Source organism: Paenibacillus sp. OSY-SE (genome assembly GCF_000283315.1).
Classification (GTDB): Bacteria; Bacillota; Bacilli; order Paenibacillales; family Paenibacillaceae; genus Paenibacillus_B; species Paenibacillus_B profundus.
The window spans coordinates 1-14,804 of sequence record NZ_ALKF01000197.1; the positions used below are offsets into that span (position 1 = coordinate 1).

Annotated in this window: 9 protein-coding genes and 2 pseudogenes; 9 read left to right on the forward strand and 2 right to left on the reverse strand. The window is 42.0% G+C overall.

Going from position 1 to position 14,804, the window contains the following annotated elements; genetic code table 11:
* Nucleotides 1-77: 77 nt before the first annotated feature.
* The 4 genes and pseudogenes from A372_RS39655 to A372_RS38795 all read left to right on the forward strand — a co-directional run.
* Nucleotides 78-308: a TnsD family Tn7-like transposition protein gene (locus tag A372_RS39655; RefSeq protein ID WP_083858924.1), complete on the forward strand. Its 231-nt coding sequence runs from the start codon at nucleotides 78-80 to the stop codon at nucleotides 306-308.
* A gap of 582 nt (nucleotides 309-890) precedes the next feature.
* Nucleotides 891-1,400 (forward strand): DNA methyltransferase, encoded by a 510-nt coding sequence (locus tag A372_RS35615; RefSeq protein WP_019423380.1) that lies wholly within the window; start codon nucleotides 891-893, stop codon nucleotides 1,398-1,400.
* Between the two features lie 16 nt (nucleotides 1,401-1,416).
* Nucleotides 1,417-2,262: a DUF2785 domain-containing protein gene (locus tag A372_RS0123595; protein ID WP_019423381.1), complete on the forward strand. Its 846-nt coding sequence runs from the start codon at nucleotides 1,417-1,419 to the stop codon at nucleotides 2,260-2,262.
* 1,011 nt (nucleotides 2,263-3,273) lie between these two features.
* Nucleotides 3,274-3,399, forward strand: a pseudogene (locus A372_RS38795) (transposase); the annotation flags it as partial.
* Between the two features lie 231 nt (nucleotides 3,400-3,630).
* Here A372_RS38795 and A372_RS0123600 read toward each other — a convergent pair.
* Nucleotides 3,631-4,317 (reverse strand): DUF1266 domain-containing protein, encoded by a 687-nt coding sequence (locus A372_RS0123600; protein WP_019423382.1) that lies wholly within the window; start codon nucleotides 4,315-4,317, stop codon nucleotides 3,631-3,633.
* A gap of 1,098 nt (nucleotides 4,318-5,415) precedes the next feature.
* Here A372_RS0123600 and rsgA point away from each other — a divergent pair.
* From rsgA to A372_RS39660, 3 genes and pseudogenes are all read left to right on the forward strand, one after another.
* Nucleotides 5,416-6,489 carry a ribosome small subunit-dependent GTPase A gene (gene rsgA / locus A372_RS0123610; RefSeq protein ID WP_019423384.1) on the forward strand — a complete coding sequence of 358 codons (1,074 nt, stop codon included), beginning with the start codon at nucleotides 5,416-5,418 and terminating at the stop codon, nucleotides 6,487-6,489.
* On the forward strand, nucleotides 6,486-7,502 hold the full coding sequence (locus tag A372_RS0123615) for an aminoglycoside phosphotransferase family protein (protein ID WP_019423385.1): 1,017 nt from the start codon (nucleotides 6,486-6,488) through the stop codon (nucleotides 7,500-7,502). The genes rsgA and A372_RS0123615 overlap by 4 nt, the downstream gene beginning before the upstream one ends.
* 574 nt (nucleotides 7,503-8,076) lie before the next feature.
* Nucleotides 8,077-8,408: pseudogene (locus tag A372_RS39660) on the forward strand (IS66 family transposase); the annotation flags it as partial.
* A gap of 54 nt (nucleotides 8,409-8,462) precedes the next feature.
* Here A372_RS39660 and A372_RS0123625 read toward each other — a convergent pair.
* Complete coding sequence (locus A372_RS0123625) at nucleotides 8,463-10,664, reverse strand: M60 family metallopeptidase (RefSeq protein WP_019423387.1); 2,202 nt, start codon at nucleotides 10,662-10,664, stop codon at nucleotides 8,463-8,465.
* A 1,616-nt stretch (nucleotides 10,665-12,280) separates the two neighbouring features.
* Between A372_RS0123625 and A372_RS0123635 the strand changes: the two genes are divergently transcribed.
* Nucleotides 12,281-13,924 carry a sensor histidine kinase gene (locus tag A372_RS0123635; RefSeq protein ID WP_019423389.1) on the forward strand — a complete coding sequence of 548 codons (1,644 nt, stop codon included), beginning with the start codon at nucleotides 12,281-12,283 and terminating at the stop codon, nucleotides 13,922-13,924.
* Nucleotides 13,921-14,667 carry a LytR/AlgR family response regulator transcription factor gene (locus tag A372_RS0123640; RefSeq protein ID WP_019423390.1) on the forward strand — a complete coding sequence of 249 codons (747 nt, stop codon included), beginning with the start codon at nucleotides 13,921-13,923 and terminating at the stop codon, nucleotides 14,665-14,667. The genes A372_RS0123635 and A372_RS0123640 overlap by 4 nt, the downstream gene beginning before the upstream one ends.
* The last annotated feature ends 137 nt before the right edge of the window (nucleotides 14,668-14,804 follow it).

Consider the following 14,804-nt stretch of genomic DNA (forward strand, 5'->3'; position numbering starts at 1 on the left):
ATGCGTTAATTCTGATAGGTAGTTACTAATGGTTCTACAAGGTAAACCAGAAGAAGAGAAACGATGGTCGGTACCGTCTGGGGGGGGAAAGAACGAAAAAGAAGAACAAGGTAACCAATTCGTCTAAATCAAACGGATGCAAGCCAGTTCGCGTCGACTGGGAACTCCGTGATTTAGAGCTAAGTTGGCAGGTTGAGGAGACATGCAAGGAGCTTATGAATGATCAATCAATTCCAGTTAGAGTACGTCTCGCAACTGTAGGGAAACGAATTGGTAGGCTGAGCATGCTTGAAAAGCACAAAGTTTAGTTCTAGCCTCCCCATCCGAACAACAACAGATGCAGTTTGTACGCCGGAAACGAACTGGAATATTAAGGGCCATTATATTAGGTGATCAATTTTATACGTTTACATATGAAGGTAATGGAGATAAACATGGGCGATTGTATGTTATCTTCAAAGGGTCGTTCAACTCGTTTAAAAGGAATAAAAACAAACAGACAGCATGAATTTCTGTCGGATTTAGAACGCAATTATTTTTATTTAACTGAGTAGGGGTATCCCTAAGCTTTTATGGAAAGCGAACAGCAGAAGAAATTTATAAAAAGGTAAGGCCAAGAGTAACTCGAGTTAATAGAAAATTATGTGTAGGGACTGAAGAACAGCAGTCCAGAAATATAATTCTTGAGGGCGAAAATCTTCAGGGGATGGTCACCTTGTATAAATATAGAGAACAAGTAGATTTAATTTTGACAGATCCACCGTATAATACTGGGCATTATTTCCGGTATAATGATGAGTGGGATAGCGATCCAAATGCCCCAGCCCTTGGGACTTTAGTTTCTGATTTCTGATGATGATGGTTCTAAACATACAAAGTGGATGAAAGCAATGATGCCACGTCTTCATATGATGTGGAAAATGCTTAAACCAACTGGTGTAATAGCCATATGTATTGATGATAATGAACTATTTCACTTAGGAATGATGATGAATGAAGTATTTGGTGAGGAAAATAGAATAGAGATTATTAATTGGCAAAAGTCTTATTCTCCTAAAAATGATAGTAAGCATGTGTCAACGGCTGCAGAGTACGTATTGGTATATGCTAAAAATAAATCTATTGCCAAGACAGGGTTATTACCACGAGAAGATTCTACTAACTCGAAGTATAAAAATCCTGATAATGACCCAGAGGGACTCTGGAGAAGTAGTGATGCGACAGTGGCAACGGTTACAAACAAAGATAGCTATGCAATTCAGTCCCCTTTTACAGGGGCACTACACTATCCAGGTTCTAGGTCATGGACAAACCCTAAAAAATCAATGAAAAGGTGGTTAGAGGGTTGGGGCTCAACATATGTGGAAAAGAAATTAGATGATGGGCGAGTGAACGAATGATGAGAGGGATGGGAAAATGAGCGATACAAGGACCAAATTGATGCTGGATTTGCAAAGAATTGAGAAGGATGAGTATCAGTTACGCGAAGGTGAGCAGCATCAAGATTTCTTACCGTTGTTACTTCAATATATTGGCGATCCTCAGCCAGAATTACGGGATAACCTGATTTATCCGATGTTTTATATGTGGATTAAGGAAGAGAATAGGTTCAGTGGAGAGGAGTTGCGTAGCCTCTTAACTGTTTTGACTGATGAGAACCATTTGTTCTATAATATTGGCAGCGAGGATGATCAGTCAGTTTTTACAAGGACGTTCTCTGCCTTGCCTATCGCTTTGATTGTGCAGCGCCACAGACAGAATCCACTTTTCAATCAAGCGGAAATTGAGCAATTAATGCATGCAATGCTCCGTTATTATAAAGAGGAAAAGGATCTGCGAGGTTACCTTTCAGTAGGAGGCTGGGCTCACAGCGCGTCTCACGGTGCGGATGTTTTTGTCGAGCTGGTGCAATGCGAGGAGAGCAGCGTCGCAATGCTGCGTGAGGTTCTTGTCGCTATTTCTGGCATGCTTCATAATGGTAGACACATTTTTAGCGATGAGGATGATGAGCGGTTGGTTAACATCGTGGATACGATGATTGACAAAGAGTTACTTCCACATCAAGAAATCGCTGATTGGATTAGCGGCTTAGCGCAATGCTGCAATTTGCCGAGAAGTCGCAGTCAGGTGATTGCTCGCGTGAACAGCAAGAATTTTTTACGCAGTCTCTATTTCAGAAGGGGACAAGATAGCCGAGGGAATGAGCTTAACACTGTCATGCTTGGTACTGAGGCAAAATTGAACAGGTTTTCTATCAGTTAAAGGATTAGAGGGGCTGTCCCAAAAGTCATGGAAGATTGGCTGAGGGATTGCCCCTTTTTATGTCAAGAAAAACAAAAAAGAAACCATCCTTTGGTAAAATGGAAGTACCACCCACCACGCACCCTTAAGAGATTAATATCGTTAGAGTGTGTTCTAATTTTCATTTGGTTAAAAATGGCAGTCACAAAATTACTACTGTGACTGCTTTATTTAAGTAAACAAAAAGGTTGACCAAAACCTTAGTTCTTTGTTTGACACCCTCTGGCATGTTCCTCCATTAAAGGGCGCTTTAATGGAGGAAATATCATAGAAATGATCAAACTTTTTATAAAAGAATGATTCAATAAAATATATTAGGAGCGTATTTTGATTAATCTTTTTTCAAAACACGCTCTTTCTTTTTGCTTGTTTATCAAGGCTATTAGTATTAATTTGATCAATCTTTATTCTAAAGCTACAACATTTGTTCAGAGGAAATAAAGCGCTAGACTGAAAATTATCAAGACCTAAACTTAAGGAAATCAAATAAAATAAAGGGTTCTACATATTATGCATGACTAATATGTAGAACCCTTTATGTTTAACTATCGTTCCCAGTTAGTTGAATGATTAATTACGAGTATTCAATGAGTTTCTTGTCGATTTCTGCAATTTCGCGGATCTCTGATATACCATCCCAAAGGATTATTGACTCAGCATCAGCAGGTACTTTCTTTCACACTCCACTACGATTAAAGAATGGGTTATCGGAGCATCGAGAGAACTGTAAATAAGCTAATCTATGCGATAAATTGTAGGATAATTCACGGTGAATCGTATCATAAGTAAGCACAAAGTCATTGTTAATTGAAGCGTCAAAGAACAATTCAATGTCCTTGACGCTTCTCTGGTCGGGATTGTCTCCAAGGTTTACGGTGGTCTTGTTTATTATGGAGTGAAGCAAGTCCTTCTGTTTCACTGGCTCGACCTTAGTTATTACGGTCGAGAAGCCTGTTAAGACTTGGTGAACCTAAGCGTGAAACAGTATCGAAGGAAGTGGTCTATCTTGCCGTGGGAATTCGTGAGGATGACTCCAAGGAAGTGTTCACTTACACCGTTGCACCAACCGAATCAAATTACATATGGGAGTGGTTAATATTCCATCCCATTTAAGCGTCCTCTTTGACGGTAAAAAGGTGGAATTATTGTATTGGATTTTTACGGAGATTGATTCAGCAAAGAAGAGACCTTTTAACAGTCTCTTCTTTGATGGCAATTCTACTACGGAGCGCCAATTAAGAAATTTCAACTCTACAGCAAATGGTCGGGTCTTGTATACCACTTGTAGACCTCATTTATAAATTAGGTGAATTTACGAAAATATCAAGATTAAAACGTATTTAATGGATACTTGTTCAAAACATATTTTTTCCCTTTTATCAATTCCTCTGCACTCAAAGCTAGTCCGTATATATCGCTTGAAAATGACACACTTCTCCCCAATAAGAAACCTACCATATAAGCTTCCCAATCAGGATAAGCTTTGCTTGACAGTTTTGCAACAGTTTGCAAATATGACATCGCTTCTTCTCTAGTAATGTAGTTAAGAAAGCAACAAGTTCTTGCTAGGAACCCAACACGCTCATAATCCCATGCTTCCATAGTCTTAAAGTTGACAATATCCTCTGGTGAGGTGAATTTAACTTTTCCTTTAGAGACGCTAAATAAAGTTTTACAACCTTCATTAAAACTATCTACGATTTCTTGTTCAATTCCTTCTGGTCTTCCTTTACTCTTAATGATTTCTAAAATAATATCATTATACTTTGTACGATGCCCTTCATTGAGTAACCATTCTATTGTTTCTTTTGCAGTTGCAGAATCTACAATTTCCCACATTTCAGCAAGACCATTTATATAAGTCTCTCTGTATTTCTCTTCAAAATTTAAAATGCTTGCTTGCGAATAAACATGATTATTGGAAACTAGCACGCTTCCAAAACACATCAATTTCTCATCATTTTCTGGTAATTTGTTTATTTCATAGAAACTAGGTTTTCTAGAGAACCAACCCAAAATACTCACTCCTATTTACTCTTTTATAAGGATAACATTTCTTTTCCTACTAAATTCTTCGCTCATAACACTTTTCATCCCCGAGTAAAATTCTAACAAATCAAATTATAATACATATTTTAATTAATGCAATAAATTATAAATTTCCGTTGACTAAAATTAAACTTACACAGACCTTTATCGTATTATGTGAACTTGTTTTTAAGTTCTAATTTTGTGCTTGATGGATGGGAAGAACCCAGTTTCCAAAAAGATGAAGATAGCAACAATCGATTTGATTGCTACTAACTCCCTCCTGCGGTAATATCCGTTTTAGAAAGCTATAAAGTTATCGGCACAGATTGCCAAACTACAATAAGAGAAGTTCTATAAAGAAACCACTCCATTGCATTTGAAGGAATGGCTTCGTTTTTTATATGGATATATATATCTTGTGGTCAAATGATGCTTTGTGTTTAGATACATTACGGTGAACCGTATCACAAGTAGGGCAAGCTTTTTGGGGTCATAAAATGTTGAGGTACCTGAAGGGGGAACGGACTCCGCCATGCTGTCCTCCAGTTGGCGCTCGACCTCGTTCCTCCGGGACAACAACCGCTCCTGACGGTCTTTCAACTCGCCGAGTCGTTCGAAGAACAGGTCGTCATCGACGTCGTTTCCTTCAAACAACTTGAGGAAGCGCTCACGCTGACTTTTGATGCTCGCGAGTTCTTTATTAACGGCAGACTCGATAGAGCAGGCCGACACACTCTGCGCTGTCAGGCATTGATTTTTTTGCCAAAATAGGTTATTTTATAGACAGCTTAGCGATAAGCAAGTTCCTGACACGAAGGGAGATGTGTTTTAATGGCAACTACTTATATGGTGGTTTGGTCTTAAAACTGAATAGCAGGCATACGCGAAAAAAACGGGAAAACGCCCGTATTATTTGGTATGCCATTCAAAGTAACCTTTCGTGAATATTGCTGTTTGCAGGATACGATGAAGGTCGTATCCTTTTTGCGTCCTGATGCCGCGCGACAGCAGCTTCTTTAGAGGCTGCTTGTCCGTGGCATTTTTGCGTCCAAAAAACAACATTAAAGGAGCTAACAAAAAACCATGATGGATTTGAAAACCTATGGCTACACAGAAATAGAAGCAATTCCCGACGGATTATTGCCCGGCAGGGTGACGGAGCTTCGGCGCGAGCGCTTCACGGTCATGACCGAGCGCGGCGAAGTAACGGCGGTGCTCAAAGGAGCGTTCTATCACAGCGCGGAAACGCGCGTAGAATTTCCGTGCGTCGGTGATTTTGTCTTGCTGCACTACAACGAGAGCGGAGACTCTCTCATCGTTACGGTACTGCCCCGCCGCTCCAAGTTCTCACGCGCGGATTACTCAGGGCATGCCGCAGGCTATGCCAAATCCGTGCGGGAACAGGTCGTTGCAACCAACTTCGACTATGTATTTATCCTATCTTCTCTGAATTGGGATTTCAACGTTACCCGCATCATGCGGTACCTGACACAAGCCAGGCAGAGCGGCGGCCAGCCGGTCGTCATTCTGACCAAGGCTGATCTCGTTGAAGATTATAATCTCCCGCTCGCAGAAGTCATGCAAACCATCCCTGATGTGCCGGTTCACGCGATCTGCAGTCATTCAGGCCTGGGGCTGAACGAACTCGATCCCTACTTGATGCCTGGTAAAACAGTCGTCTTTCTCGGCATGTCCGGCGTCGGTAAATCGTCTCTGCTCAATGCGTTGATAGAACAGGACGTAATGAAGGTTCAGGCGATCCGGGAGGTCGACAGCCGGGGGCGGCATACGACAACGCACCGTCAGCTGTTCATGCTCCCCTCCGGTACGATGGTCATCGATACGCCGGGTATGCGTGAGCTTGGGCTTTTTGATGCCGACGAAGGCATACGCGCAAGCTTTACCGATGTGGAGGAATGGTTCCCGCATTGCCGATTTACGGATTGCCGCCATCAGGCCGAGCCGGGCTGTGCCGTTCTCGCCGCGCTTGTCGACGGTTCGTTGCCGCGTGAACGGTGGGAGCATTATGTTGCCCAGCAGCATGAGAACAAGTATGTCCAGGATAAAACGAGCTACCTCATTGACAAGAGGGTTCGAAACAAAACGATCGCCATGTGGAGCAAGCAAACGAAGAAAAACGGAGGATGGAAGAAATGAATATTAAATTCGAAACGCTGATCTATGCCTTAAGCCGACGGTTTAAGAAGGATATCATCTCGGCCGACTATCAAACCATGCCGTTACAGGGCGGAACTGTGGGAAATGTGTACCTGGTAACGGGGATCGCCGAAACCGCGGATGGCGAAAAACTGCCGTACCGTATTGTACTGAAAATCCAGAAGAAATGGGAGCGTTACGACGATCCGGGTTCATGGCGCCGGGAATATGATCTCTATGCGTCTGACTTGGGAGCGACGTTCTCGGATGCCCTCCGCTGGCCGACATGTTATCACGCCGAGATCAATGCCGAAGAAAATAAATTCCAGCTGTGGCTGGAATTTATCGATGGCGTAACCGGTTTAGACTTGACCGGCGACATGTATGAACAGGCCGCGTTGGAGTTAGGACGCTATCAAGGCAAGCTGTATGCGGAGCAGCCCGCTGTGCTGCAGAGCCTGACCAACCTGAGCCATCCGGATCTCATGAAGAATACGTATCTGCATTACCGGTCATGGCCGGTCGTCTACGATTATATACGCTCGGAGGACTGCGAATTCCCGCAGCACGTGCGGCAAATGCTCATCGACATCGATGAGCACGCAGACGAGATACTCGCCCGCATCGAAAAATTGCCCCTCGTGCTATGCCACCGGGACTTCTGGGTGACCAACCTGATCTATGCCGACGGGAAAATCGCGCTCATCGACTGGGATACATCCGGATGGGGCTACCTGGGCGAGGATCTCGCAAGCCTGATTGCGGATGAAGCGGATATCGATCACATGGTCAAATACTACCAGCGATGTGTCCCCGCGTATTACAAAGGCTTTTCGGAGTATGCGGATGTATCCCCTATCGCCGATCATTGCGTCTACGAGCTGATCCTTCTCGTATTCGGCTACAGGCTTGTGGAGTGGTATCTTCACACAGAGGACGATGACGAGAAGACAAAGCATGTCCATACGCTCCAAAAAATCTATGAAATAAAGACCAGCCCTGCGCAGGGTTGACTCTAAAAAAGAACTCCGAAAACCCTTGAATGTAGTGGGTTTCGGAGTTTCTTTCATTACTCCCATTCGATCGTCGCCGGCGGCTCGCTCGTGATGTCGCAGACGACGCGGGGCATTCCAGTCGGTGAATCGACAGTGAAATTGACAAACGTTTACGGCGTCACATCGGAAGCTCAGATGTACGTCATCGTTGCTGGATACTTCCTGGATTCCTTCCGACATTTTTCCTTAACTTCTTCGACTTGAGCTTCAAGGCTGCACCCCTGAATGCTTGCTCCTCAGTGCTCACTCTGATGTGGATGACAACTCATGGCTGCGCTATCCTGCCCGTTAGCTCAATGAAGTATACATTGTAAACAATAACTTCGATGTTTTTATAATGAATCTATCATATATAAAAATAGTGGATATATACTCATAAATTGAATATAGTATCCACTATTAATAATAGTCTAATTAAAGAAAAATAAAGTATTAGACTGAGAAAATAAAGTTGTAGACTGATTGACCGTATTCCGGAAGCCCGGTTCGGCGCGATCGGCATGCCGGCGGCGGCCAGCTGCACGGCGAAGCTGCGGCTCCACAAGGACTTCAGTTTTGCAATAAGCTCTTTGCGATTGAGCGCGAGCTGAAGGAAGCCTCGCCCGAAGAGCGTTTTACCATCCGTCAGGAACGAAGTCGCCCTGTTTTGGATGCTATTTATTGTATCTATTCGAGCAGCTCCCGCAGCTTCTCGATCCCAAAGATCCAGAAGCGCTAGACAAACTGCTGCCATGGTCATCTTCGCTACCACTAACTTGTAGGTATTTAAGGCCGATTAAAAGCAAAATAGCCCTCATCTTGATAACAAGCTGTGGACTATTTGACGTTTACTGTCCAAAGTTACATATTGTCAATCAACCCTAAAACTAAAGAGAGGGAATGACCCCTCTCTTTTTGACGTGCTTTAACCTGACAATACTATTTGATAAGACGAGCATTTACCCAATCGGCATGGTCACTATTTATACCATCTCCACCATCTGTGACAATAAGTTTTAGCTCATTCTTTCCAGAAAGATTAACGTTTACCTCTTTTGGCTCTGTATTGTTATGCATTACACCACTAGAGAATACAACTTGATTGTCTACTTTAACTTGGAACTCCACAGAACCTACAAAACCTACCTCACCATCTACCCCAACTAGCGCGGCAAAGGATGTGTACTGCCCATCCAGTTTGTAGACAATTTCACTGTTAGCATGTGTGCTCAAACCTTTTGTATAGGTCTTGTTATTTAACTTTAGTGCATTTCCATCAAGACTACGATCTTTTTGGATGGTTCCCCAACCTGTTGTGGCAGAAAACCAATTAATATCGCTGAGATACGTTGTAACAGGTTGTGTTATTGGATCGGTTTCAAAGATTTTAATCTCACTTGCAGAGGCAAAACCATTTGTTCCACCACCTTGAGGTACTTCAAGTCGAACATATTTAGCAAGAGTAGGTGTGAAAGTTACTGTCTTTTCTGTTTTGTCCTTTGCCCAAGTGCCTGTAGCAACCTCAGTGAAGGATACCCCATCAAGACTTGTGAGGATTTTATAATTTGTAATAATACCATTTTCTTCGCTTTGACGTGGTAAATATGTCAGCTTGTTGAAAGTTAGCGGATTTGCATATTTTGCTGTAATATTGTAAGGAAATTGATTTTGTTTATTCCATTCACTGTGCCAGATACTACTTGTATTTCCATCAAATGCATTTACTGCGGCATTATAAGCACTTGAAGTCTCTTGGCTATTTGTTGTTACCCCAATGATCCCTTTTACCTTATCCATTCCATCAGTCGGTTTAATGATGTTATAATCTGACCCAAACCAAATTGGTGCAGTTAGAAGAGGTAAACTCAATGAATTAATCTTGTTTCGTGTTTCATTTGTTGCAGACAAACCCCATTTATCAAAGAAAGGCGTCAAGTCATAGTGAGCTACTTTTGAAGTGCTTAGAATAAATGCCTGTTTTTTCTGATCATCAGTAGTTGGCAGATCAGTTTTTGCCATCTCACGATATAATCGATGTAAATCTGGGTAGAAGTTATCCCCAAAAGCAAGATTAAGTTGCCACAACATTTCTAATTTTGAATTAGAGTCTGTAAAATTCTTGGTTGGCTGATCTACAAACGTGAAAGCAGCTAAGTACTCGCCTTGTGACCTTGCAGGCTCAGTAGGTTTAAGAACCTTCTTAGCAGCTATAGAATATAGATTTACTGTCACCTCAGTCATCTCACCCCAAGTCCAAGGTTCTTGTTGTCTCAAATGACCTGCCTCATGATACTGCCCCCAACCCATTCTTGTAAGGTCTAAAGCATCGGCACTTGCTCCAGTTTCTTTAGGCATAATTGCCCCATCCCAAATTGCATATGCATACGCTCCTGGTATGGTTTTTTCTGATTCAACAAAGGCAATCAAATGCTTATCTAACCGATGTCTAGGATCAGAATCAGAATTAGATAGTCCAGATATTTTATCCTGTGCTGCAATAAACTTATCATAAGTCTGTAAAACAGGAACTGGGTCTTGATTCAAGATATGAGCTTTAGCAGAAGCATAATAGAAGACTAAGATAGCTTTTTCTGATTGAAGAACAACAGAAGGTGCATTAGGATAAGCATTCATCATTGCCTGCCAATCCTCTTTTGTATTCTTGCCTAATACAAAGTATGGAACAGGACTACCCCCACTCACTACATTTACATTAATACTACCTTCATTGTTGCTGTTATCAAAAGACAACAAACCGCCATTTGGTGAGGAAATTGTGTTTATACCTGCTTGTAATGGATAACTAGTCGCCCATTCTTTATCATGACGATGTACCCCAATAACCGCTGTAATTGGTTTGTCACCTGAAACTTCAATCTTAATTTGTTCATTGGGTTTTGCATATAAACCTGTTGGCTGAAATATTTTTCGAGCATTTATCGCTCTACGCTCTCGCTCGCCTTCCGCCCATATATCTCCAAGGGCTTTTACTTCAAAATTTCGCTGAACAACAAGATTACTTTGCTGTGTAATGGCTGCCTCTGAAGTTTGGGCTAGTGCCCCAGATGGCGAGACAGCTACTACAACGGCTGTTACCACCATTAGGGATATAATCTGAAGTGACTTCTTAAGTTTTCTCATCAAATCCTCCTAAAATAAATTAAATTTATGCATAGCTAGCATTTAAATGCTGGCATATCCATCTTGGTATGTATTAAATAAATTTCAGACTAATATGACACTATTTCATTCCGCTTTTTACCATTAGTTTAATAACACCATTTATCTCTATTGCTTCAATACCATCTTTATTCTTCTTTTAATAATAAAAAGAAACTCACAATATTAGCTGTGGGTTTCTTTCAGAGGTATTCAAGGATAAAATTAAATAATTACTAAACATAATCTCTAAACCGTTTGAAGTGTAGTAGTCCTTTGATTTATCTTTAGATACAAATGTTGGATTCTCTTTATTTGACGCTTACGCGGCGGCAAAGCTGCAGCTCGCTCCTGGTTGTTCTTCAGGAAGCGTCGGTTCAGCGCGATCGGCACGACGGCAACGGCCAACTGCAGTTGGCATGCCAGTCTAATACTTTATTTTCTTTTGACAACATTTCTAGCTTTAAAATAAAGATTGATAACTAGAGACTAAAATTGATTAATTATATTCAAGTTTGATAAAAGTAGCTCTTAAGGATATCTTATCCTTTAGAGGTACTTTTTTATTTTGTATTGTAGTGTGATCCATGGCTAGGCGAAAAAGAACAGAGTCGATATCTTAGAAGAAGTAGAGTTCTATCGAGAGTGGTTTCAGGGGGAATCCGGTAGTCGCATTGAACGTAATTGTATTCTTTATTTACTTCACTACTACATAGAATAAGGGGACGCGCTAGGCTTATCGCCCTGACGTTCCCTTTGGTATTAGCGTACAAAACCATCCATTTTGTGCATCACAGGGGAAAGCAGAAATTCGGCAGGTGTCCATATGCTTATTGTAGTCGTAAGACGATGCTTATAAAGCCTTGAAAAACTATGGTTCAATATGTACCGCATTGACATGGGGGAATGGTAAGAAGTCTCCTAGAGCTGTTAGAAAAAGAAGGCGTCAAGGTGTTGATGGACGGCAAGACCGAGCAAAGGACAACTACTGAATAGAGCGCGAGGTGCTTTATCTAAATGAATATAATAGAAACAGGATTAAAACTACTAATGTTTATAATCTTTTTTCAATATTATTTAGTTTGGTACGGTTCTTAGTCCAAAAATTTTTAAGTGACTTCTTTCAAGGTTCTTCTAAAGTAATAATAAGATTATTTAGTTTACTTAAAGAAATTTTTCAAAAAACGCGCTAACCATTTGATTGTTTGTTGAAAAACGCTCTACTCTAAGCTTATGTTCTCTAATTTCCATTAGCGGTCATCAAGCGCTGTAAAACTAACTTTCTATGTCCGCTAATACTTAGCGAATATACGTCTAATTGTTGGCGCTCCCCTGAGTTCGTGAGCTTATGAGTTGATTCCGAAGAGGATAATGTTATTTCTACAGTACTTCATTATGTATTTTAATGCCATTTTCCTTCAAAAAACTGCAGCGGCGCTAGATTCAAGGCGAATGAACGGTTTCATAGATTTCTATACGAAGTGTATGTTAAATGTTTTGTATGGATTTGGAACGTGAAAACAGAGCAAACTTTGATAAAATAAACAAACAACAGCTTGTGATAACGGGAGGTAGTTTCCATAGACGGAGATTTCACGATGCTGCTTCAGCTCTTTGAGCGGGCGGCATTATTGCTAATTATTTTGTTTTTCTTAACTCGTATTCCGAGTTTTAAGCAGATTCTGCAAAAAGAATCGCTGGCAACGAAGGAGTTCGCCGTCGTTACGATTGTGTTCTGTACCTTTGCACTATTCGGTACCTACTCAGGCATCGATGTGGAAGGCTCGCTCGTCAACGTACGGATCATCGTGATTATGGCAGGAGGTATCTTATTCGGGCCTTGGGTCGGTCTTGTCGTGGGCGTGGTGTCCGGAATCCATCGTTATTTGATCGATATCGGCGGAGTGACCTCGATTCCATGTCTCATCACGAGTATTATTGCGGGGCTGGTATCTGGCTATATTCATCTTCGAACACCTAAAGCGAAACGTTGGTTTATCGGGATTCTTGCTGGGATGGCTTGCGAGGCATTAACGATGCTGTTGATCGTAGTCATGGCGCAGCCTACAACATTAGGTATCGAGATAGTATCCAAAATTGCAACGCCGATGATTCTAGGGCAATTGAATGTAGGATTGATCATTTTGTTAATTCAGAATGTAGAAAGTGAGCGGGAAGGAATCGCTGCGCAGCAAGCGAAGTTAGCTTTGGACATTGCGAATAAGACATTACCCTATTTCCGCTCCATCAATACCGAATCATTGCACAAGATCTGTTCTATTATTAAAGAAGATATTCAAGCCGATGCAGTGGCGATTACGGATGCCTCGAACGTGCTCGCTTATGTCGGTTTTGGGGAAGACCGCTATCAATTCCGCCATGAGATCATAAGTGATATGACCAAAGAGACGATACGGAGCGGGGAGTTCATGATAAGCAACCATGCGTTGGACGATGCACTGCCCGGCATTCAATCCTTACTCATTATTCCGCTGAAAGAGCGAGAAGAAGTTACGGGGACCTTGAAGATTTATTATCGGAAAGCGCATAAAATTACCTATCCGCTACAGACTATGGCCGTCGGTTTATCCCAGATCATTTCGACATTAATGGAAGTTTCCCGTGTGGAAGAGATTAAGGAGATGGCGAATAAAGCTGAGCTCAAAGCGCTGCAGACAACCATTCAGCCTCACTTTTTGTTCAATGCGTTGAACGCGATTGGTTCCTCGATCCGGACTAGACCGGATCAAGCGAGGGAGCTGATCGTCAATTTATCCGGTTATTTACGTTATAATTTGGAGCTAACGGATGAATTGATCGATATCCATAAGGAGCTGGAGCAGGTTCGGAATTACGTCGAAATTGAAAAAGCACGATTTGGAAATCGGTTGCAGGTTGTTTATGATGTGGATGAAGTCGCCGTGAAGATTCCCAGTCTCATCATTCAACCATTAGTGGAGAATGCGATTGTCCACGGTATATTGAAGGTGAAAGGGCCTGGAACGGTCACCATCTATGTCAAAGATACAGAAGATTACATTCGGATTGGTGTGCAGGATACTGGCGTGGGTATCCGTGAAGATATGATTAAACAGGTGATGGAGGAGCGTGTTCCACCGAACCATATTGGTCTTTTTAATGTGCATAAGCGTGTGAAGCTCATTTTCGGGCATGGTGTTACAGTGCAGCGACTAGATCAAGGAACGAATATCTTTTTTGACATACAAAAGGAGACACGATGAGAGCGATAATTGTGGAAGATGAAGTTTTGGCCAGTGAAGAGCTGGAATATCTGATAACAAAACATAGCCGCATTGAAATCGTGGAGCGATTTGAGGATGGCCTTGATGTGCTGAAATTTTTGCAGGAGAAGGAAGTCGATGCGATTTTTCTCGATATCAACATTCCATCTCTAGATGGGATGCTGCTAGCGACGAATATCAGTAAGTTCGCGCAAAAACCGTATGTTATTTTTACAACAGCTTATAAGGAGCATGCTGCTCAAGCTTTTGAACTGGAAGCTTTTGATTATATTTTGAAGCCCTATGACGAGAACCGGATTGCCGCGATGCTGCGTAAGCTGGAGACCGCCTTCGAACGGGAGCTGCAGCAAGGAGGAAGTTCAAATCCTGTGGACAGCAGGCAAAGATCTGAGGAGAAACGCATTAATCTGCTGAAAAATGATAAATATATCGTAACGGATAGCGATGACATCTACTATGCGGAAGCACAAGAGAAGGTGACGAACGTATTCACGAAGAGCGGTATCTATACGATGCCGATGAGTATTTCGGACTTTCAAGCTATGCTGCCTCAAGATCGATTCTATCGTTGTCATCGTTCCTATACGGTCAATTTGTCCCAAATCCATGAAATCGTTCCATGGTTCAACAATACCTACCTGCTGCGTCTACGTGATATGGATGCCAAAGTGCCCGTCAGTCGAAGTAAAGTCAAAGAATTTAGGCAGTTGATGCATATATAAATGCAGTTCATTCCGTAATCCCGTCATTTCATGTCGCTCTTGGCTCAAGAAAGCGTTTTATCTTGTAAGATAAGGGTGTGAAAGCAAGGCGTAAGAGGCTTTCTTCCCTACAGATAACGCACACAGCTTGGTCATAG

Bases quoted from the DNA above. Each gene is read 5' to 3' on its own strand.
- A372_RS35615 (WP_019423380.1), top strand. From the start codon at position 891: ATGATGCCACGTCTTCATATGATGTGGAAAATGCTTAAACCAACTGGT.
- A372_RS0123595 (WP_019423381.1), top strand. From the start codon at position 1,417: ATGAGCGATACAAGGACCAAATTGATGCTGGATTTGCAAAGAATTGAG.
- rsgA (WP_019423384.1), top strand. From the start codon at position 5,416: ATGATGGATTTGAAAACCTATGGCTACACAGAAATAGAAGCAATTCCC.
- A372_RS0123615 (WP_019423385.1), top strand. From the start codon at position 6,486: ATGAATATTAAATTCGAAACGCTGATCTATGCCTTAAGCCGACGGTTT.
- A372_RS0123625 (WP_019423387.1), bottom strand. From the start codon at position 10,664: ATGAGAAAACTTAAGAAGTCACTTCAGATTATATCCCTAATGGTGGTA.
- A372_RS0123635 (WP_019423389.1), top strand. From the start codon at position 12,281: ATGCTGCTTCAGCTCTTTGAGCGGGCGGCATTATTGCTAATTATTTTG.
- A372_RS0123640 (WP_019423390.1), top strand. From the start codon at position 13,921: ATGAGAGCGATAATTGTGGAAGATGAAGTTTTGGCCAGTGAAGAGCTG.